At 70.0% G+C, this 20,382-nt stretch carries 14 protein-coding genes and 1 tRNA gene; 7 read left to right on the top strand and 8 right to left on the bottom strand.

All coding sequences use genetic code 11. From position 1 onward, the window contains the following. Positions 1-392: 392 nt before the first annotated feature. Genes OHS81_RS27930 through OHS81_RS27915 form a run of 4 tightly spaced genes read left to right on the top strand, consistent with a single transcriptional unit; the run spans position 393 to position 4,850 of the window. Entirely contained in the window at positions 393-1,322 is a 930-nt protein-coding gene (locus OHS81_RS27930; protein WP_088797169.1) for a branched-chain amino acid ABC transporter permease, read from the top strand. Positions 1,323-1,327: 5 nt separating this feature from the next. Next, on the top strand, positions 1,328-3,124 hold the full coding sequence (locus OHS81_RS27925; RefSeq protein ID WP_328387641.1) for a branched-chain amino acid ABC transporter permease: 1,797 nt from the start codon (positions 1,328-1,330) through the stop codon (positions 3,122-3,124). After that, positions 3,121-4,137, top strand: coding sequence for an ABC transporter ATP-binding protein (locus tag OHS81_RS27920; RefSeq protein WP_443058778.1), 1,017 nt, complete (start codon positions 3,121-3,123; stop codon positions 4,135-4,137). The genes OHS81_RS27925 and OHS81_RS27920 overlap by 4 nt, the downstream gene beginning before the upstream one ends. After that, complete coding sequence (locus OHS81_RS27915) at positions 4,134-4,850, top strand: ABC transporter ATP-binding protein (protein WP_328387636.1); 717 nt, start codon at positions 4,134-4,136, stop codon at positions 4,848-4,850. Before OHS81_RS27920 ends, OHS81_RS27915 begins: the two co-directional genes overlap by 4 nt. Before the next feature lie 88 nt (positions 4,851-4,938). Here OHS81_RS27915 and OHS81_RS27910 read toward each other — a convergent pair whose 3' ends face one another. Further along, the gene (locus OHS81_RS27910; protein ID WP_443058777.1) at positions 4,939-5,604 is read right to left on the bottom strand and encodes an ANTAR domain-containing response regulator; all 666 of its coding nucleotides are present in this window, start codon (positions 5,602-5,604) and stop codon (positions 4,939-4,941) included. 83 nt (positions 5,605-5,687) lie between these two features. Between OHS81_RS27910 and OHS81_RS27905 the strand changes: the two genes are divergently transcribed. After that, a tRNA-Leu gene (locus tag OHS81_RS27905) sits at positions 5,688-5,762 on the top strand. 108 nt (positions 5,763-5,870) lie between these two features. Next, entirely contained in the window at positions 5,871-6,644 is a 774-nt protein-coding gene (locus OHS81_RS27900; protein ID WP_328387632.1) for a transcriptional regulator, read from the top strand. Between the two features lie 52 nt (positions 6,645-6,696). Here OHS81_RS27900 and pyk read toward each other — a convergent pair whose 3' ends face one another. Together pyk and OHS81_RS27890 are read right to left on the bottom strand one after the other, a co-directional pair. Beyond that, positions 6,697-8,133, bottom strand: a complete 1,437-nt coding sequence (gene pyk / locus OHS81_RS27895; RefSeq protein WP_328387630.1) for a pyruvate kinase — start codon at positions 8,131-8,133, stop codon at positions 6,697-6,699. 143 nt (positions 8,134-8,276) lie between these two features. Then, a complete protein-coding gene (locus OHS81_RS27890; RefSeq protein WP_328387628.1) occupies positions 8,277-9,029 on the bottom strand; it encodes an SIMPL domain-containing protein in 753 nt (250 codons plus the stop codon). 290 nt (positions 9,030-9,319) lie between these two features. On the opposite strand from OHS81_RS27890, the gene OHS81_RS27885 reads away from it, so the two are divergent. Then, positions 9,320-11,143 carry a bifunctional metallophosphatase/5'-nucleotidase gene (locus OHS81_RS27885; RefSeq protein WP_328387626.1) on the top strand — a complete coding sequence of 608 codons (1,824 nt, stop codon included), beginning with the start codon at positions 9,320-9,322 and terminating at the stop codon, positions 11,141-11,143. 141 nt (positions 11,144-11,284) lie between these two features. Here OHS81_RS27885 and OHS81_RS27880 read toward each other — a convergent pair whose 3' ends face one another. From OHS81_RS27880 to pepN, 5 genes are all read right to left on the bottom strand, one after another. After that, a complete protein-coding gene (locus OHS81_RS27880; RefSeq protein ID WP_328387624.1) occupies positions 11,285-12,721 on the bottom strand; it encodes a lysine N(6)-hydroxylase/L-ornithine N(5)-oxygenase family protein in 1,437 nt (478 codons plus the stop codon). Further along, positions 12,718-14,151, bottom strand: a complete 1,434-nt coding sequence (locus OHS81_RS27875; protein WP_328387622.1) for a pyridoxal phosphate-dependent decarboxylase family protein — start codon at positions 14,149-14,151, stop codon at positions 12,718-12,720. Before OHS81_RS27875 ends, OHS81_RS27880 begins: the two co-directional genes overlap by 4 nt. A 247-nt stretch (positions 14,152-14,398) precedes the next feature. Beyond that, positions 14,399-16,804, bottom strand: a complete 2,406-nt coding sequence (locus tag OHS81_RS27870; protein WP_328387620.1) for an excinuclease ABC subunit UvrA — start codon at positions 16,802-16,804, stop codon at positions 14,399-14,401. 324 nt (positions 16,805-17,128) lie between these two features. After that, a complete protein-coding gene (locus OHS81_RS27865) occupies positions 17,129-17,485 on the bottom strand; it encodes a VOC family protein (protein ID WP_328387618.1) in 357 nt (118 codons plus the stop codon). 83 nt (positions 17,486-17,568) lie between these two features. After that, positions 17,569-20,115, bottom strand: coding sequence for an aminopeptidase N (gene pepN, locus OHS81_RS27860; protein ID WP_328387616.1), 2,547 nt, complete (start codon positions 20,113-20,115; stop codon positions 17,569-17,571). Positions 20,116-20,382: the final 267 nt, after the last annotated feature.

Raw genomic sequence — 20,382 nt, 5'->3', positions numbered from 1 at the left:
GACGCACCAATGACCCTGGCGCGGCCCGTGGCACACCACCGGGGGACTTTGGGGCACACCGGAATCCGCTCCGCCCACTCCTGCGCCCCGGCCTGGATCTCGCATTGCCGGGCGGTCCGCGGACCGCGCTCCCGGCCCGGCTTCGATCCCTCGTTCCCGGCGGCCCGGACGCCTCACACCCGGCCGGCCCGGCCCCCCCCACAGCCGGCCGTCCTGGATCCTCACAGCCGGCTGACTCCGGCCCCTCAACCCCAGCCGTTCTGGATCCCTGAGACCAAGCCGGCCCTGATCCCTCACACCCCAGCCGGCTCTCATCCCTCACACCCCAGCCGGCTCTCATCCCTCAACACAACTGGCTCTGACCCCTCAACCCCACCCAACGGAGGCCCGCGGTGAGCGAACTGCCGCAACAGCTGGCCAACGGACTCATCCTCGGCGCGATGTACGGACTCATCGCGATCGGCTACACGATGGTCTACGGAATCGTCCAGCTCATCAACTTCGCCCACGGCGAGATATTCATGGTCGGCGGCTTCGGAGCGCTCAGCGTCTTCCTCGCTCTCCCCGCCGGCACCTCTCTCGCCCTCGCCCTGCCGGTCATGCTGCTCGGCGGCATCGCCGTATCCGTCCTCGTCGGCATCGCGGCCGAACGATTCGCCTACCGACCGCTGCGCGGCGCACCCCGCCTCGCACCCCTCATCACCGCCATCGGCCTGTCCATCGCCCTCCAGCAAGCCATCTGGAAGTGGTACCCCGACGGCAAACAGGCCCGCGTCTTCCCCCAGTTCAAGGGCCACGCCTTCGACATCCTGGGAGCCACCGTCCAGCGCGGCGACCTCTTCGTCCTCATCGCCGCCCCCACCTGCATGATCGCCCTCGGCTTCTTCGTCGCCAAAACCCGCAGCGGCCGCGCCATGCAGGCCACCGCGCAGGACCCCGACACCGCCAAGCTCATGGGCATCAACACCGACCGCATCATCGTCCTCGCCTTCGCCATCGGCGCCGCCTTCGCCGGCGTCGCCGCCGTCGCCTACGGCCTGCGCACCGGCGAGGTCCAGTTCCGCATGGGCTTCATCATGGGCCTCAAGGCCTTCACCGCAGCCGTGCTCGGCGGCATCGGCAACATCTACGGAGCCATGCTCGGCGGCGTCGTCCTCGGCATCGCCGAAGCCCTCGCCACCGCCTACATCGAGGACATACCCGGCATGGAGCAATTCGGCGGCGGAGCCTGGAAGGACGTCTGGGCCTTCGTCCTCCTCATCCTCGTACTCCTGCTCCGACCACAAGGCCTCCTGGGCGAACGCGTCGCGGATCGGGCGTGATAACGATGACCACGAACACCACCACACCCCCCGCCCGCGGCCTGCTCCCCCTCCCGGAACGCACCGCGCGCCTCCTCACCGCCGCCGGCGCCCTCGCCACCGCTGCCACCACCGGCCTCGCCTGGACCTGGAGCAGCGACTTCCCCGGCGACCTCACCTACTACTTCTCCCCCGCCGGACTGCAGGTCGTCACCCTCGCCGGCGGCGTCCTCACCCTGCTGTTCGCCCTCGCGGCACTCGGCATCCGCGGCCTGCAATGGCTCACCCCCGCAGGACGCAACGCCCCCACCCTCCTCGCCGCCCTCGCCACCTTCGCCGCCACCTGGTTCACCCTCATCGCCATCGCCGTCCACCTCCACGGCCTGGTCAACCTCGAACCCGGCGGCGCCCTCGCAGCCGCCACCTCCCTGCTCACCCTGGCCGGCGCCCTCGCCCTGCCCCCCGACCGAGCCGCCGACCGGCCACCCTCGGGCCCCTGGCAGCGCTTCACCGCCACCCTCACCCCCGGCCCCCTCCGGCGCCCCACCCGCGCACTCCCCTCCTGGGCCGAGATCCTGATCATCGCCGCCGCCTTCGCCGCCGGACTCCTCGCCTTCACCTACGGCATCGACACCGACGACGGCGCCCCCTTCGTCGGCTACCTGATCTTCACGGCGCTCGCCGTCCCCGCCCTCCACCGGGCCGGACTCATCGCCCGCCTCACCGCACTCACCCACACCCACCGCACAGTCGCCCTCGGCGCGGCCTTCCTCTCCGCCGCCTGCTTCCCCTTCACCCAGGACACCGACCAGTACACGATCGTCGGGGCCAACATCCTGATCTTCGCCACCGTCGCCCTGGGCCTCAACGTCGTCGTCGGCCTCGCCGGCCTCCTCGACCTCGGCTACGTCGCCTTCCTCGGCGTCGGCGCCTACGCCGCCGCCCTCGTCTCCGGCTCCCCCGAATCCGCCTTCGGGCTCCACTTCCCCTTCTGGGCAGCCCTCCTCACCGGCGCCGCCGCCTCCCTCGTCTTCGGCGTCCTCATCGGCGCACCCACACTGCGCCTACGCGGCGACTACCTCGCCATCGTCACCCTCGGCTTCGGTGAGATCTTCCGCATCGCCATGCTCAACCTCAACGGCACCACCGGCCCCGACATCACCAACGGCGCCATGGGCATCCCCAACATCCCCAACCTCGAAATCTTCGGCTTCAACTTCGGCGAACCCCACGTCATCCTCGGCATCCCCCTCGCCACCTACGGCAACTACTACCTGCTGATGATCCTCGTGACGGCCTTCGTCGTCCTCGTCTTCCGGCGCGCCGCAGCCTCCCGCATCGGCCGCGCCTGGATCGCCATCCGCGAAGACGAAACCGCCGCCATCGCCATGGGCATCAACAGCTTCCGCCTCCGCCTCCTCGCCTTCGCCCTCGGCGCAGCCCTCGCCGGACTCGCCGGCACCGTCCACGCCCACGTCGTCACCACCGCCACCCCCGAACAGTTCCAGTTCGCCGGCCCCCAGCCCCCCAACTCCGCCTTCCTCCTCGCCGCCGTCATCCTCGGCGGCATGGGAACCCTCAGCGGCCCCCTCGTCGGCGCCGCCCTCCTCTTCCTCATCCCGGCCAAGCTCGACTTCATCCAGGACTACCAACTCCTGCTCTTCGGCATCGCCCTCGTCCTCCTCATGCGCTTCCGCCCCGAAGGCCTCATCCCCGACCGCAGGAAACAACTCGAATTTCACGAAACCGGCCAACTCGACGTACCCGACCAGCGCCTCCCCGACGCAGACGCCACCCTCGGCGCCACCCAGGCAAAGGCGTGACGACCATGACCACACCCACCAGCCTCGCACCCGCCACTGACACCGACACCGTCCTGCGAGCCGACGGCGTCACCATGCGCTTCGGCGGACTCACCGCCGTACGCGACGTCAGCCTCACCGTCGGCACCGGCGAAATCGTCGGCCTCATCGGCCCCAACGGCGCCGGCAAAACCACCTTCTTCAACTGCCTCACCGGCCTCTACGTGCCCACCGAAGGCACCGTCAGCTACCGAGGCACCCGCCTCTCCCGCAAACCCCACCTCGTCACCCAGGCCGGCGTCGCCCGCACCTTCCAGAACATCCGCCTCTTCGCCAACATGACCGTCCTCGAAAACGTCCTCGTCGGACGACACACCCGCACCAAAGAAGGCCTCTGGTCCGCCCTCCTCCGCGGCCCCGGCTTCAAAAAGGCCGAACGCACCAGCGAACAACGCGCCATGGAACTCCTGGAATTCACCGGCCTCGCCCACAAACGCGACCACCTCGCCCGCAACCTCCCCTACGGCGAACAACGCAAGCTCGAAATCGCCCGCGCCCTCGCCAGCGAACCCGGCCTGCTGCTCCTGGACGAACCCACCGCCGGCATGAACCCCCAGGAAACCCGCGCCACCCAGGACCTCGTCCTCGCCATCCGCGCACAGGGCACCGCCGTCCTCGTCATCGAGCACGACATGCGCTTCATCTTCAACCTCTGCGACCGCGTCGCCGTCCTCGTCCAAGGACAGAAACTCGTCGAGGGCACCGCCGAAGTCGTCCAGGCCGACGAACGCGTCATCGCCGCCTACCTCGGCACACCCGTCGAGGACATACCGGCGCCGGACGACACCACGGACCCGGACAGCACAACGACCCCGGACAGCACCACAACTCCGGACGGCACAACAGGCCCGGCAGCCGGGACAGAAAAACCCGACGGGCCAGGAAAGCCCGAAGGAGCAGGAGAACCCGACGCAGCAGACGGGCCTACCCCACCAGACCAGCCGGCCCAGGGACAGACCGGAGACACCCCATGACCGCACTGCTCCAAGTCGAGGACCTCCGCGTCGCCTACGGCAAGATCGAAGCCGTCAAAGGCATCTCGTTCTCCGTCGAAGCAGGACAGGCCGTCACCCTCATCGGCACCAACGGCGCCGGCAAAACCACCACCCTGCGCACCCTCTCCGGCCTCCTCAAGCCCCTCGCCGGCAAGATCACCTTCGACGGCGAACCCCTCGACGGCGTCCCCGCCCACAAAATCGTCGAACGCGGCCTCGCCCACTCCCCCGAAGGCCGCCGCCTCTTCCCCCGCCTCACCATCGCCGAAAACCTCCAGCTCGGCGCCTTCCTCCGCAAGGACGCCGACGGCATCGAAAAAGACATCCAACGCGTCTACGAGCTCTTCCCCATCCTCGGCGAACGCAGCAAACAAGCCTCCGGCACCCTCTCCGGCGGCGAACAGCAAATGCTCGCCATGGGCCGCGCCCTGATGTCCCGCCCCAAACTCCTCATGCTCGACGAGCCCTCCATGGGCCTCTCCCCGATCATGATGCAGAAGATCATGGAAACCATCCGCGAACTCCGCTCCCAAGGCACCACCATCCTCCTCGTCGAACAGAACGCCCAGGCCGCGCTCTCCCTCGCCGACCAAGGACACGTCATGGAAATCGGCCGCATCGTCCTCTCCGGCAGCGGCACATCCCTCCTCCACGACGAATCCGTCCGCAAGGCCTACCTCGGCGAGGACTGACCCACCCGCACCGACGCGAGCGGCCCCGCACCGACGAAGATCGGTACGGGGCCGCTCACACGCTCGGGACCAGCCCGGCTGCCGCCGGCTACTGCTCCTTCTGCTGCTTCTTCTCCTCGGCGTCCTCGATGACCGCCTCGGCCACCTGCTGCATCGACAGCCGACGGTCCATCGACGTCTTCTGGATCCACCGGAACGCGGCCGGCTCCGTCAGCCCGTACTGCGTCTGCAGAATGCTCTTCGCCCGGTCCACCAGCTTCCGGGTCTCCAGCCGCTGCGTGAGGTCCGCGACCTCCTGCTCCAGCGTCCGCAGCTCGGTGAACCGGCTCACCGCCATCTCGATCGCGGGAACCACATCGGTCTTGGAGAACGGCTTCACCAGATACGCCATCGCGCCCGCGTCCCGCGCCCGCTCCACCAGCTCACGCTGCGAGAACGCGGTCAGCATCAGCACCGGCGCGATGCTCTCCTCAGCGATCTTCTCGGCCGCCGAGATACCGTCCAGCACCGGCATCTTCACGTCCAGGATCACCAGATCGGGACGGTGCTCCCGGGCCAGCTCCACGGCGGTCTGGCCGTCCCCGGCCTCACCGACGACGGTGTAGCCCTCTTCCTCCAGCATCTCTTTGAGGTCGAGACGGATGAGGGCCTCGTCCTCGGCGATCACGACGCGCGTGGTCAGCGGCGGGACGTGCGACTGATCGTCATCGGCGACGGGCTGCTCGGGCTCGGCGGCGCTCACGGGACTCCTCATTCCAGGCAGGTGGTGCCCCATGAGCCTACCTAGCTCCTGTAGGGTGGGACCACGCAGGGCAGCAGGTATCCTCCCTTTCTAAGGCCCCAGTACTCCAACTGGTTAGAGAGGCGGCTCTCAAACAGCCGAAAGTGTGGGTTCGAATCCCACCTGGGGCACTTTCTCTTCGATTCGAAGATCGCGTTAGCGACATCCACTGTCACCCTTTCCGGTGACGGTACGGCGAAATCCCACCACTGGGCGCCACCGCTATCACGCTCGTATGCATGTACGACATCGCAACGCGTGAGCGCGCGCTCGCCCTTGTCGCCCACGGCCACAGTCTCAACTCCGTGAGCATGCAAACCGGGATATCCCGCTTCGCCATCCGATCCTGGCAGACCAGGATCGAACCGCTCTCACGCAAGACGGAATGCCCGCGATGCAGGACAGTTCCGCAACCGCCTGAGGCAGCTACGGCCTATGCCTACTTACTCGGCCTCTACCTCGGTGACGGGTGCCTCAGCAGGCAGCCTCGACGGCACGGATATGTGCTGCGCATCGCCTGCGCAGATGCCTGGCCGGGGTTGATCGTCGCGTGCCGCAAAGCGGTAAAGGCCGTCCGACCGACGAACAGCGCGTGCATCGTCCAGCGCGAGGGCTGCGTCATGGTGACGAGTTACAGCCACCATTGGCTTTGCCTCTTCCCTCAACACAGCCCCGGCAAGAAGCACGAGCGACCCATCGTCCTCGAAACCTGGCAGCAGCAGATCGTCGACGCCCACCCCTGGGAGTTCCTTCGCGGACTCATCCACTCCGACGGCTGCCGGATCACCAACTGGGCCACCCGCACGGTCGCCGGACAGCGCAAGCGTTACGAATACCCGCGGTACTTCTTCACCAATAGGTCCGCCGACATCATCGGCCTCTACACCGACACCCTCGACGCAGTCGGCGTCGAGTGGAAACCCGCCCGGCAATCCCGCAGGGCACAGAACATCTCCGTAGCCCGCAGAGCCTCCGTCGCTCTCATGGACCGACACATCGGGCCGAAGTACTGACGGGGACGGCAGTCAGGTACCTCGGCCCAGCGGAATCGCGGTGCGGGTGGGGCTACTTCGGGGAGTCGTCCTCGCCGATGTGGTGGACGCGGACGAGGTTGGTGGAGCCGGGGACTCCGGGCGGGGAACCGGCCGTGATGATCACGACGTCGCCCTTCTGGCAGCGGCCGAGCCTCAGAAGCTGCTCGTCGACCTGGGCGACCATCTCGTCGGTGGAGTTGACGGTCGGGCCGAGGAAGGTCTCCACGCCCCAGCTGACGTTGAGCTGGGAGCGGGTGGCCGGGTCGGGGGTGAAGGCCAGCAGCGGGATGGGCGAGCGGTAGCGGGAGAGGCGGCGGACGGTGTCGCCGGACTGGGTGAAGGCGACGAGGAACTTGGCGCCGAGGAAGTCGCCGATGTCGGCGGCGGCGCGGGCGACGGCGCCGCCCTGGGTGCGGGGCTTGTTGGCCTCGGTGAGCGGCGGGAGGCCCTTGGCGAGGAGGTCTTCCTCGGCGGCCTCGACGATGCGGCTCATCGTCTTGACGGTCTCGGTGGGGTACTTCCCGACGCTGGTCTCGCCGGAGAGCATGACGGCGTCGGTGCCGTCGATGACGGCGTTGGCGACGTCGGAGGCTTCGGCGCGGGTCGGGCGGGAGTTGTCGATCATCGAGTCGAGCATCTGGGTGGCGACGATGACCGGTTTGGCGTTGCGCTTGGCGAGTTTGACGGCGCGCTTCTGGACGATCGGGACGGTTTCGAGGGGCATTTCGACGCCGAGGTCGCCGCGGGCGACCATGATGCCGTCGAAGGCGGCGACGATGTCGTCGATGTTGTCGACGGCCTGGGGCTTTTCGACCTTGGCGATGACGGGGAGGAAGCGGTCTTCCTCGCGCATGATGCGGTGGACGTCGTCGATGTCGTGGCCGCTGCGGACGAAGGAGAGGGCGATGATGTCGGCGCCGTAGCGCAGGGCCCAGCGGAGGTCGTCCTGGTCCTTGTCGGAGAGGGCGGGGACGGAGACGGCGACGCCGGGGAGGTTGAGGCCTTTGTGGTCGGAGACCATGCCGCCTTCGACGACCCTGGTGCGGACGTGGGGTCCGTCGACGTCGGTGACTTCGAGGGTCACCTTTCCGTCGTCGATGAGGATGCGTTCGCCGGTGGTGACGTCGGCGGCGAGGCCGTGGTAGGTGGTGCCGCAGATCTGGCGGTCGCCTTCGACGGCGGGTTCCACGGTGATGGTGAACTCGTCGTCGCGTTCGAGAAGTACAGGGCCTTCGCGGAATCGGCCGAGTCGGATCTTCGGGCCTTGAAGGTCGGCGAGAATGCCGACGCTGCGGCGGGTTTCTTCGGAGGCTTTGCGGACCCGGTCGAATCGTGCCTCGTGTTCGGCGTAGGTGCCGTGGCTGAGGTTGAAGCGGGCGATGTCCATTCCGGCGTCGACGAGGGCTTTGATCTGCTCGTACGAGTCGGTGGCGGGTCCCAGTGTGCAGACGATCTTTGCTCGGCGCATGCTTCGACTCTATGACTTACCGGGCGGTAGGGAACGGTAGGGAAGTGACTGCTCAACGAGCGCTTGATGAAAGGCTGTTGACAAGTAATGGAATGGGCGCGATGGCGCTCCGATGAGCAGAAATTCATTCCGTGCGCGCGGTCTCACAATACGGGGCGGGTCATCGTGAAGCGTGCGTTGACATGGGCATGGACGGCTTGGCGCTGGGGTTCGAGGTCGAGGGCGGGGGCGGATTCCTGGACGGCGGCGCGGCCGTAGCCGGCGAAGCCGCGCATGCCGGGGGCTTGGGCGGGGGCGGTGTTCTCGGCGCCGAGGTCGGCGATTTCGAGGAGGGCGTCGAGGCGGGCGCCGACGGCCTCGGCGTATTCGCGGGCGCGCTGGACGGCTTCGCGGACGGCCTGGGTGCGGGCGGCGCGGTGGGCGGGTGAGTCGGGGCGCAGGTCCCACCACGGGCCGTCGACGCGGGTGAGGTCGAGGTCGGCGAGGCGGGTGGTGAGTTCGCCGAGGGTGGTGAAGTCGTTGAGGGTGGCGGTGTGGGTGACGCGTCCGTGGTAGGCGCGGACGCGTTCGTGGCGGCCTTTCTCGGTGAGCTGGGGGGTGAGGCTGAAGGTGCCGGTTTCGAGTTTTTCGATGGCGTCGCCGTAGCTCTTGATGAGGGTGAGGGCTTGTTCGTTGCGGCGGGTGAGGTCGGTGAGGGCGGTGGTGCGGTCGGTGCCGCGGGCGCTGACGGTGACGGCGATGCGGGCGATTTCCGGGTCGACGTCGAGGCGGGCTTCGCCGCGTACGGCGAGGCGGGGGGTGTCGGGGGTGCCGTACGGGAGGGCGGTCGGGGCGCCCGCGGGGGTGGGGACGGCGGAGGCGGGGACGGCGGAGGTCGTGGCGGCGGGGTCGGTCATGGTGTCTCCCGGATTTCGGGGTCGGTGGCCGGTGTGTCCGGTGTGCTCGGTGGGGCGGGCCTCGGGTGTGGGGTGCGGGGCGTGTGGTCGTGCGGTGTGCGGGTGCGGGGCGTGTGGGTGCGGGGGCGCGGGTGGTGAAGGGTCGCATATCGGGGCCGGTCGGGGTGGGGCATCCGGGGGAGCCGCGTGAGGGGTGTTGCGCGGGGTGCGGCTGCGCCAGAATCTACGCGCGTTGTCCCGCTGTGTGGCGGCGCGCATCGGCGTTTTGGCGTTCATCCAAGGGAGTTGGCATGTCGCTCGACCGTAGGAAGTTCTTGGGGCGTTCCGTGGTGACGGGGGCCGGGATGGCGCTCGCGGGGGCGGCGGGCGCGCCGGCGGCCGGGGCGGTGGAGGCCCGGGGGTCCGGTGACCACGGTGGCCGCGGTCACCGGCGGGAGCGGTACGCCTTCACGGTCATGGGCACGACGGATCTGCACGGCAATGTCTTCAACTGGGACTACACCACCGACGCGGAGTTCGACGACGCGGCGCACAACGACGTCGGTCTGGCGAAGATTTCGACGCTGGTGACGCAGGTGCGGCGGGAGAAGGGCCGGCGGCACACGCTGCTGATCGATGCGGGTGACACGATTCAGGGGACGCAGCTGGCGTATTACTACGCCAAGGTGGATCCGATCACGGATCCGGGCGGGCCGGTGCATCCGATGGCGCGGGCGATGAATGCGATCGGCTATGACGCCGCGGCGCTGGGGAATCATGAGTTCAATTACGGCATTCCGGTGCTGCGGAAGTTCGAGGAGAGCTGTGATTTTCCGCTGCTGGGGGCGAATGCGGTGGATGCGAAGTCGTTGCGGCCGGCGTTCCGTCCGTATGTGCTGAAGCGGTTGCGGTCACCGCGCGGCCGGGAGGTGACGGTGGCGGTGCTGGGTTTGACGAATCCGGGGATCGCGATCTGGGACAAGGCGCATGTGCAGGGGAAGCTGGCGTTTCCGGGGCTGGTGGAGCAGGCGGCGAAGTGGGTGCCGAAGCTGCGGTCGATGGGCGCGGATGTGGTGATCGTGGCGGCGCATTCCGGGATGAGCGGTACGTCGTCGTACGGGGATCAGTTGCCGTATGTGGAGAATGCGGCGGCGTTGGTGGCGGAGCAGGTGCCGGGGATCGATGCGATCTTGGTGGGGCATGCGCATGTGGAGGTTCCCGAGCGGCGGGTGGTGAACAAGGAGTCGGGCCGGGAGGTGGTGCTCTCCGAGCCGTTGAAGTGGGGGCAGCGGCTGACGCTCTTCGATGTGGCGGTGGAGTGGCATCGGGGGCGCTGGGAGGTGGCGTCGGTCGCCTCGCGGGTGCTGAACTCGAATGCGGTGGCGGAGGATGCGCGGATCACGGGGTTGTTGCGGGCGGAGCACCGGAAGGTCGTGGCGTATGTGAACCGGGTGATCGGCCGGTCGAAGGCGGAGATGACGGCGGCCGAGGCGCCGGTGAAGGACACGCCGGTTTTGGACTTCCTTGCGTTTGTGCAGGCGGAGGTGGTGCGTAAGGCGCTTGTGGGGTCGGCGTATGCGTCGTTGCCGGTGTTGTCGCAGGCGTCGTGTTTTTCGCGGACCGCGAGGGTGCCGGAGGGGGATGTGACGATCCGGTCGATGGCGGCGCTGTATCCGTTCGACAATACGCTGGAGGCGCGGGTGTTGACGGGTGCGCAGGTGCGGGCGTATTTGGAGTTTTCGGCGCGGTATTACGTGCGGACGGCGGCCGGTGGTCCGGTGGATCCGTCGAAGGTCACGAATGCGGACGGTACGCCGGATTACAACTATGACGTGGTGAGCGGTGTCTCGTACGAGATCGATATCGCGAAGCCGGCGGGGCAGCGGGTCGGGAAGCTGATGTTCGGCGGGAAGCCGTTGGATGATGCGGCGCGGTTCGTGCTGGCGGTGAACAATTACCGGGCGAGTGGTGGGGGGAATTTCCCGCATGTGGCGGCCGCGGAGCAGGTGTGGTCGACGTCCGACGAGATCCGGAATGTGATTATCGGGTGGGTGCAGGAGAGTGGGCAGATCGATCCTGCCCGGTTCGCTTCGGTGGACTGGAAGCTGACGCGGGACGGGGTGCCGGTGTTCTGACTTCCGGTGGACGGCCAGGGGCCGCGCGGGGGCGGAGGGGCGCGGTCCGGGGGGTGGCCGTGGTCTCTTCCGGGCCCGGCGCTCCCCGGTCCCGTGGGCCTGGTGGCGCGTGGTGGGCGGATGTGAGTGGCGGGGCCGGGGTCAGCGGCGGGGGACGAGGGTGGAGCCCTGGCGGGGGACCATGCCGGTGCGTCCCGTCGACGGCTGCGGGAGGCCGAAGCTGGTGAAGGCGGTGCGGCTGGGGAGGGGGTAGGGGGTGTTGCCGGTGAGGGAGTTGAGGATGGTGGCGCTGCGCCAGGCGGCGAGGCCGAGGTCGGGGGTGCCCACGCCGTGGGTGTGGGTTTCGGCGTTCTGGACGTAGACGGAGCCGGTGAGGGCGGGGTCGAGGACGAGGCGGTGGTCCGCGTCGATGCGGGGGCGTGCGCCGGAGTCGCGGCGTACGTAGGGGTCGATGGCGGCGAGCAGGGTGTCCATGCGGCGTTCGCGGTAGCCGGTGGCGAGGATGACGGCGTCGGTGGTGAGGCGGGTGCGGGTGCCTTGCTGGGTGTGGTCGAGGTGGAGTTCGACTTTGGTGGTGCCGACGCGGCCCGCGGTGCGGACGAAGACTCCGGGGGTGAGGGTGGCGTCGGGCCAGCCGCCGTCGAGGGTGCGGCGGTAGAGCTCGTCGTGGATGGCTCCGAGGGTGGCGTGGTCGATGCCTTTGTGGAGCTGCCACTGGCCGGGGACGAGGTCGTCGCGGACGCGTTCGGGCAGGGCGTGGAAGTAGCGGGTGTAGTCGGGGGTGAAGTGTTCGAGGCCGAGTTTGCTGTATTCCATGGGGGCGAAGGCGGGGGTGCGGGCGAGCCAGTGGAGGCGTTCGCGGCCGGCGGGGCGGGCGCGGAGCTGGTCGAGGAAGATTTCGGCGCCTGACTGGCCGGCGCCGATGACGGTGACGTGGCCGGCGGCGAGCAGGGTGTCGCGGTGGTCGAGGTAGTCGGCGGAGTGGATGACGGGGACGGTGGGGGCCTCGGCGAGGGGGCGGAGGGGGACGGGGATGTGGGGTGTGGTGCCGATGCCGAGGACGAGGTTGCGGGCGTAGGTGCGGCCCAGGGCTTCGGCTTCGCCTTCGGTGTCGAGCTGGGTGAAGTCGACTTCGAAGACTTCGTGTTCGGGGTTCCAGCGGACGGCGTCGATCTGGTGGCCGAAGTGGAGGCTGGGGAGGTTTTCGCTGACCCAGCGGCAGTAGGCGTCGTATTCGGCGCGGTGGAGGTGGAAGCGTTCGGCGAAGTAGAAGGGGAAGAGCCGTTCGCGGGTTTTGAGGTAGTTGAGGAAGGTCCAGGGGCTGGCGGGGTCGGCGAGGGTGACCAGGTCGGCGAGGAAGGGGACTTGGAGGGTGGCGCCGTCGATGAGGAGGCCGGGGTGCCAGTGGAAGGCGGGGCGCTGGTCGTAGAAGGCGGCGCGGAGGGGGGTGAGGGGGTGGGCGAGGGCGGCGAGGGAGAGGTTGAAGGGGCCGATGCCGATGCCCGCGAGGTCGAGGGGTTCGCCGGGGCTCGTGGTGTGGGTGGTGTGGGGGGTTTCCGGGTGCGGGGTGGCGCTCATCGAGGCGTGTGGCCTTCCACGAGTTTGAGGAGGGTGGTGAGGTCTCCGGGTTGGGTGTGGGGGTTGAGGAGGGTGGCTTTGAGCCAGAGGCCGGTGGGGGTGGTGGCGCGGCCGAGGACGGCCTGTCCGTCGGTGAGGAGGGTGCGGCGGATGGTGGCGAGGGTGGTGTCGTCGGCGCCGGTGGGGCGGAAGAGGACGGTGCTGAGGGCGGGGCGGGAGTGGAGATCGTAGCGGGGGTGGGCCTCGATGAGGTCGGCGAGGGTCTGCGCGGCGGCGAGGGTGCGGTCGACGAGTTCGCCGAGGCCGTGGCGGCCGAGGGCTTTGAGGGTGACGGCGATTTTGAGGATGTCGGGGCGGCGGGTGGTGCGCAGGGAGCGGCTGAGGAGGTCGGGGAGGCCGGCTTCGGTGTCGTCGTCGGCGTTGAGGTAGTCGGCCTGGTGGGTGAGGGGGGCCAGGGTGGCGGGGTCGGGGACGGCGAGGAGGCCGGCGGCGACGGGTTGCCAGCCGAGTTTGTGCAGGTCGAGGGCGACGGTGTGGGCGCGGGCGAGGCCGTTCAGTGCGCTGCGGTGGGTGTCGCTGAAGAGGAGGGCTCCGCCGTAGGCGGCGTCGACGTGGAAGCGGGCGCCGTGCCGGTCGGCGAGGTCGGCGAGGGCGGGCAGGGGGTCGAGGGCGCCGGAGTCGGTGGTGCCTGCGGTGGCGGTGAGAAGGACGGGGCCGGTGCGGCCGGCGATGTTGGCGAGGCAGGTGTGGACGGTGTCGGGGGTGAGGATGCCGTCGGGGGTGGGGAGGGTGAGGGGTTCGGGGAGGCCGAGGAGCCAGGCGGAGCGGTGGATGCTGTGGTGGGCGTTGGCGCCGCAGACGATCTGGAGGGGCGGGGTGGGCCGGTGGGGGTCGGTCGCGGTGCCTTCGGAGGCGGCTGCTTCGCGGGCGAGGAGGAGGGCGAGCTGGTTGGATTCGGTGCCGCCGGTGGTGATCAGGGCGTCGGGGCGGGTGGCCCGGGGGTAGACCAGCGCGGCGAGTTCACGGCTGGTGAGGGCTTCGAGGGCGGAGGCGGCGGGGGCCTGGTCCCAGGAGTCCATGGAGGGGTTGAGGGCGCCGGCGGCGAGGTCGGCGGCGGCGGCGAGGGCGAGCGGCGGGCAGTGCAGGTGGGCGGCGCAGTGGGGGTCGGCGGGGTCGGCGGCGCCGGCGGCGAGGGTGTGGACGAGGGTGCGCAGGGCGGTGTGCGGGCCGGTGCCGTGGTCGGGGAGCAGGGGGTGGCAGGCGTCGCGTACGGCGCGGGTGACGGTGGCGGGGCCGCCGGGTGGGAGGGGGCCGGCGCGGTCCTCGGCTCCGGTGGTGAGGGCGTCGAGGACGGTGTCGAGGAAGGGGCGGAGCGCGCGGGGGCCGTTGGTGCCGCCTGCGAGGGCGGTGCCGGCAGGGGGCACAGGCATCAATGTGCTCTTCTGTCAGGGGAGTTGGGGCGTCGGTCCCGTGGGGATCAGCCCTCAGGCAGCGCTAAGTTACTTTCCCTGTACAGTCTGTATCCACTGGTTGCGCGGTCATACCACCCGTAAGTGGTACGGGTGCACCGCAGGTGTTCGGGTGCCGTCGGCCGGCCGCGGCGGCTTTCCGTCCGGGGCGGGGCGGCACCCGTCTCACGGTGGCCGCGAGGGCCTGCCAGGGGTGCCGCCCGCCGGATCAGGTGCCGACGTAGGCCGCGAGGTGCTCGCCGGTGAGGGTGGAGCGGGCGGCGACGAGGTCGGCGGGGGTGCCCTCGAAGACGATCCGCCCGCCGTCGTGGCCGGCGCCGGGGCCGAGGTCGATGATCCAGTCGGCGTGCGCCATGACCGCCTGGTGGTGTTCGATGACGATGACCGATTTGCCGGAGTCGACGAGGCGGTCGAGCAGGTCGAGCAGCTGCTCGACATCGGCGAGGTGGAGGCCGGCGGTCGGTTCGTCGAGGAGGTAGACGCCGCCCTTCTCGGCCATGTGGGTGGCCAGCTTGAGCCGCTGCCGCTCGCCGCCGGACAGTGTGGTGAGCGGCTGGCCGAGGCCGAGGTAGCCGAGCCCGACGTCGGCGAGCCGGCCGAGGATGCGGTGCGCGGCCGGCGTGCGTGCCTCGCCGTCGCCGAAGAACTCCTCGGCCTCGGTCACCGACATCGCCAGCACTTCGCTGATGTCGCGGCCGCCGAGGTGGTGGTCCAGGACGGATGCCTGGAACCGCTTCCCCTCGCACTCCTCGCAGGGGGAGGCGACGCCGGCCATCATCGCCAGATCGGTGAAGGTGACGCCGGCGCCGTTGCAGGTGGGGCAGGCACCCTCGGAGTTGGAGCTGAAGAGCCCCGGCTTCACGCCGTTGGCCTTGGCGAACGCCTTGCGGATCGGGTCGAGCAGCCCGGTGTAGGTTGCCGGGTTGCTCCGTCGTGAGCCGCGGATCGGGGCCTGGTCGACCGACACCACGCCCTCGGCGGTGCCCTGCGCCCGTCCCGGCAGCGACCCGTGGACGAGTGAGCTCTTTCCGGACCCGGCGACGCCGGTGACGACGGTCAGCACGCCGAGCGGGATGTCGACGTCGACGCCGCGCAGGTTGTGCGTGGTCGCGCCGCGGATCTCCAGTCTTCCGGTGGGGGTGCGCACGGTCTCCTTGACGGCGGCCCGGTCGTCGAAATGGCGGCCGGTGACGGTGCCGCCGGCCCGCAGCCCCTCGACGGTGCCCTCGAAGCAGACCGTGCCGCCCGCCGCACCGGCGCCGGGGCCCAGGTCGACGACGTGGTCGGCGATCGCGATCGTCTCCGGCTTGTGCTCCACGACGAGCACCGTGTTGCCCTTGTCGCGCAGCCGTAGCAGCAGGTTGTTCATCCGCTGGATGTCATGGGGGTGCAGGCCCGTGGTGGGCTCGTCGAAGACGTAGGTGGTGTCGGTGAGCGAGGAGCCGAGGTGGCGGATCATCTTGACGCGCTGCGCCTCGCCGCCCGACAGGGTGCCCGAGGTCCGGTCGAGGCAGAGGTAGCCGAGGCCGATCTCGGTGAACGAGTCGAGCGTCTGCTGCAGCGCGGTGAGCAGGGGCGCCACCGAGGGCTCGTCGAGGCCGCTGACCCATGCGGCCAGGTCGCTGATCTGCAGGGCGCAGGCGTCGGCGATGCTGATGTCGCCGATGCGCGATGACCGGGCTGCCTCGCTGAGCCGGGTGCCGTCGCACTCGGGGCAGGTGGTGAAGGTGACCGCCCGCTCCACGAACGCCCGGATGTGCGGCTGCAGCGCCTCCTTGTCCTTGGACAGGAACGACTTCTGGATCTTGGGGATCAGCCCTTCGTAGGTGAGGTTGACGCCCTCGACCTTCACCTTGGTCGGCTCCCGGTGGAGGAAGTCGTGCATCTCCTTCTTGGTGAACTTGCGGATCGGCTTGTCCGGGTCGAGCAGGCCCGACTCGGCGTAGACCCGTACGGTCCAGAAGCTGTCGGACTTCCAGCCGGGGATGGTGAACGCGCCCTCGGCGATCGACTTGGAGTCGTCGTAGAGCTGGGTGAGGTCGATGTCGGAGACCGTGCCGCGGCCTTCGCAGCGCGGGCACATGCCGCCGGTGCGGGTGAAGGTCGCCTTCACCGCCTTCCGGGCTCCGCGTTCGACGGTGATGGCACCGCTCGCCCGGACCGAGGGGACGTTGAAGGCATACGCGCCGGGCGGGCCGATGTGCGGCTTCCCGAGCCGGCTGAAGAGGATGCGCAGCATTGCGTTGGCGTCGGTGACGGTGCCGACGGTGGAGCGGGCGTCGGCCCCCATCCGCTGCTGGTCGACGATGATCGCGGTGGTCAGCCCTTCGAGGACGTCGACCTCGGGCCGGGCCAGGGTCGGCATGAAGCCCTGCACGAAGGCGCTGTAGGTCTCGTTGATCAGCCGCTGCGACTCCGCGGCGATGGTGTGGAAGACCAGCGAGCTCTTGCCCGAGCCGGAGACGCCGGTGAACACCGTCAGCCGGCGCTTCGGGATCTCGATGCTGACGTCCTTGAGGTTGTTCTCGCGCGCGCCGTGCACGCGGATCAGATCGTGACTGTCGGCGGCGTGCGGCGCGGGCGATTGCGGGTCCGTCCTCGTGACCTTGCTCATCGTGTCTCCCTCTGTGAGGACGGCCGCCTTCGCAGTCTCCGTCGGCGTCGCCTGGTGCGGTCTGACCGGCTCCGAGCGTAACGTCTGATTTTGCTGTGCCGGAGGGGTCGTGCCACGGGCGGTGTCCACCGCGTCCGCCTGGTCGGCGGCGCCGGCCGGGGTGGCGCGCTGCCCGCCCGCTCGGCCGGTGCGCCCGTCCGGCCGACGCGTCAGCCCGGCCGGCGGCCGTTGCGCAGCGGCGCGCGGCCGGGCATCCGGTTCACCTTGCGCCCGGCCCGGAGGCGGCGGGGAGCGAGAGGGGGACGGGGGGCGAGAGGGCGGCCCTCACCGGTCCTGAAGCAGCCCGAGGACGTTGCCGTCGGGGTCGGTGACGGTGGCCACCAGGCGGCCGCCGCCGACCTCGTGCGCGGGCTCCTTCACGGTGGCGCCCGCGGCGGTCACCTCGGCCAGCTTCGCCTCGATGTCCGGCACGTGCCAGTAGGCCACCGGTGCGGTCATGCCCTGCGGGCCGCCGCCCGGCACCAGCCCGATGTGCTGGCCCGCGGCCTCGAAACCGACGTAGTAGGACTCGTCGGCCTGCGGCGGTACGCCGAGCAGGGCGGCGTACACCGCCTTGGCCGTCGCCAGGTCGGACACGGGGTGCAGCACGGTCTTGATTCCCTGGGTGGCAGAGCCGGTCATGATCACTCCTGAACTCGTGGGGCAATGTGCCTGGTATGTCCCATCGAGCTTAAGGATGAACGGGATGCCCGGGCCTCGACACGCTAGGCGCCCCCGGCCGCGGCACGTACCTTCAGCGCCCTGCGCAGATCGTCGAGCTGGTCGATGAGTTTGCGGCGCAGGGCGGGTGTCGGGTCGCCGTCGGTGAGGCAGGCCTCGCCGCGCCGGAGGGTGTCCTCCTCGACGAAGACGGCGGGGAAGGCGTAGCGGCCGGCGGCATCGGCGAGGGCGGGGCCGCGGGCGGCGGCGAGGGCGGGGACCTCCGTGAAGTAGCGGGCGGCGTACGGGCGGAGCAGGTCGTGCTGCTCGGGTGCCCAGAAGCCGGTGGCGGTGGCGGTGAAGAGGTAGTTGGACAGGGCGGCCTTGCCGTCGGTGGTGAACAGGGCGTCCCAGGCGGCTTGTTTGGCGGCCGGGTCGGGGAGCGCGGCGTGGCAGCGGGCGGCGCCTTCGCGGCCGGTGGCGCTGGGGTCGCGGGCGAGTTCGGCGTCGATGGCGGCACGGAGTTCGTCGAGCGGCGCCGCACCGAGGGTGGCGAGCCGGCCGAGGATGCGCCAGCGCAGTTCGGGGTCGAGGCGGGGGCCGCCGGGGACGCTGCCGTCGTCGAGCCAGTCCTGGATGCCTTCGGGGGTGGTGGCGCTGTCGATGAAGGTGCGGACGGCGGTGAGCCGCAGCCCCGCTTCCGCACCGTGTTCGGGGCCTTCGGTGCGGCGGAGTATGTCGCGGCTGAGGGAGGTGAGGGTGGCGAGGGCGGTGCGGCGTTCGGTGCGGGGGAGGTAGCGGTCGGCGATCTGGGTGCGGGCGAAGGCCAGGACGCCCTGGACGACGGCGAGGTCGGTTTCGTACGGGAGGTGGGTGCGGGCGGCGTCGAGGTAGGCGGCGGGGGCGAGTTCGCCGTCGCGGACCATGTCGCGGGCGGCGTTCCACACCACGGCGCGGGTCAGCGGTTCGGGAAGTCCGGACAGTGCGCCGAGAGCGGTGTCCCAGGAGACGGGGTCGAGGCGGACCTTGGCGTAGCTGAGGTCCTGGTCGTTGAGCAGGAGCAGGGCGGGGCGGCCGCCCGTGGCGGAGTGGCCGCCGCCGTCGGGTACGTCCCAGGACAGCGGCTCGCGCGGGACGAGGCGGCCCGGGGTGGTGCGGTCGTGGTCGTAGAGGCCGATGGTGAGCCGGTGCGGGCGGGTGCCGTCCTGGCTTCCGGTCTGCTCGACGGACACGCTCCAGTGGCCGTCCGTGCCTTCCTGTACGACGGGGGTCAGGGTGTCGACTCCCGTGGTGCGTAGCCAGCGCTCGGCCCAGGCGTGGACGTCGCGGTCGGTGGCGCGGGAGAGCGAATCGATGAAGTCGGCGAGGGTGGCGTTGCCGAAGCGGTGCCGGGCGAAGTGGTCGTTGATGCCGGCGAGGAAGTCCTTCTCCCCCATCCAGGCGACGAGTTGGCGCAGTGCGGAGGCGCCCTTGGCGTAGGAGATGCCGTCGAAGTTGGTGAGCGCCGAGGTGGTGTCGGGGACGTCCTCGGGGGCGGGGGCGACGGGGTGGGTGGAGGGGCGCTGGTCGGCGTCGTAGCCCCAGCCCTTGCGCGCGATGGCGAAGTCGGTCCAGGTGTCGCTGAAGCGAGTGGCTTCGGACAGGACCTGGTAGCCCATGTATTCGGCGAAGGACTCGTTCAGCCAGATGTCGTCCCACCATTGGAGGGTGACGAGGTCGCCGAACCACATATGGGCCATTTCGTGGGAGACGACCATGCCGCGGGTCTGGCGTTCGGTGTCGGTGACGGCGGAGCGGAAGACGAATTCGTCGCGGAAGGTGACCAGGCCGGGGTTCTCCATGGCGCCGGCGTTGAACTCGGGGACAAAGGCCTGGTCGTAGGAGTCGAAGGGGTACGGCTCCTCGAAGATCTGGTGGTAGCGGTCGAAGCAGCGCCGGGTGAGGTCGAGGATTTCGTCGGCGTCGGCGTCGAGGTACGGGGCCAGGGAGCGGCGGCAGTGGAGGCCGAAGGGCAGTCCGGCGTGTTCGGTGCGTACGGAGTGCCAGGGGCCGGCGGCGACGGCGACGAGGTAGGTGGAGATCAGCGGGGTGGGGGCGAGGATCCAGTGGCCGGGGTCGCCTTGGGTGGCGATGCCGTTGCCGAGGACGGTCCAGTCGGTGGGGGCGGTGACGGTGAGGGCGAAGACGGCCTTGAGGTCGGGCTGGTCGAAGGCCGCGAAGACGCGCTGGACGTCCTCCATGAACAGCTGGGTGTAGACGTAGGTCTCGCCGTCGGCGGGGTCGGTGAAGCGGTGCATGCCTTCGCCGGTGCGGGAGTACCGCATGGTGGCGTCCAGGCGCAGTTCGTGGGCGCCGGGGGTGAGGCCGGTGAGCGGGAGGCGGTTGTCCTCCAGGGCCGCGGGGTCGAGCCGGTGGCCGTCGAGGGTGGCGGAGTGCAGCTCGGCGGGTTTGACCTCGATGAAGGTGTCGCCGTCTGCGTGCGCGGTGAAGTGGATGACCGTACGGGAGGCGAAGTGGTCCTCGCCTCGGGTGAGGTCGAGGGCGATCTCGTAACGGTGGACGTCGATGAGCCGGGCTCGGGTCTGCGCCTCGTCGCGCTGCAGTGCGGGCATGACGTCATGCTGCCGTAATGCCGGTGGGGGGTGCATCCCTGTTCTGGGGGCGTTGTTTGTCTGCGGGTGCGTTGTGGCTGGGCGCGCAGTTCCCCGCGCCCCTTTGGGGCGCCGTGGCGCCGGCCTCGGTGTCGCCGGTTGGCTCGTGGGGCTGGCGCCTTTACGGGGTCGGTGAGTGCCGCTGGGGCCGGAGGGGACGCACCGGAACCCTCCCCCAGCCTTCGGCCGGGAGGTGCCCCCACGGCGCGGGCGGCCCTGGTACGTGCG

Source organism: Streptomyces sp. NBC_00400, assembly GCF_036048035.1.
GTDB lineage: Bacteria > Actinomycetota > Actinomycetes > Streptomycetales > Streptomycetaceae > Streptomyces.
This window is presented reverse-complemented; position numbering and strand designations above follow the sequence as displayed.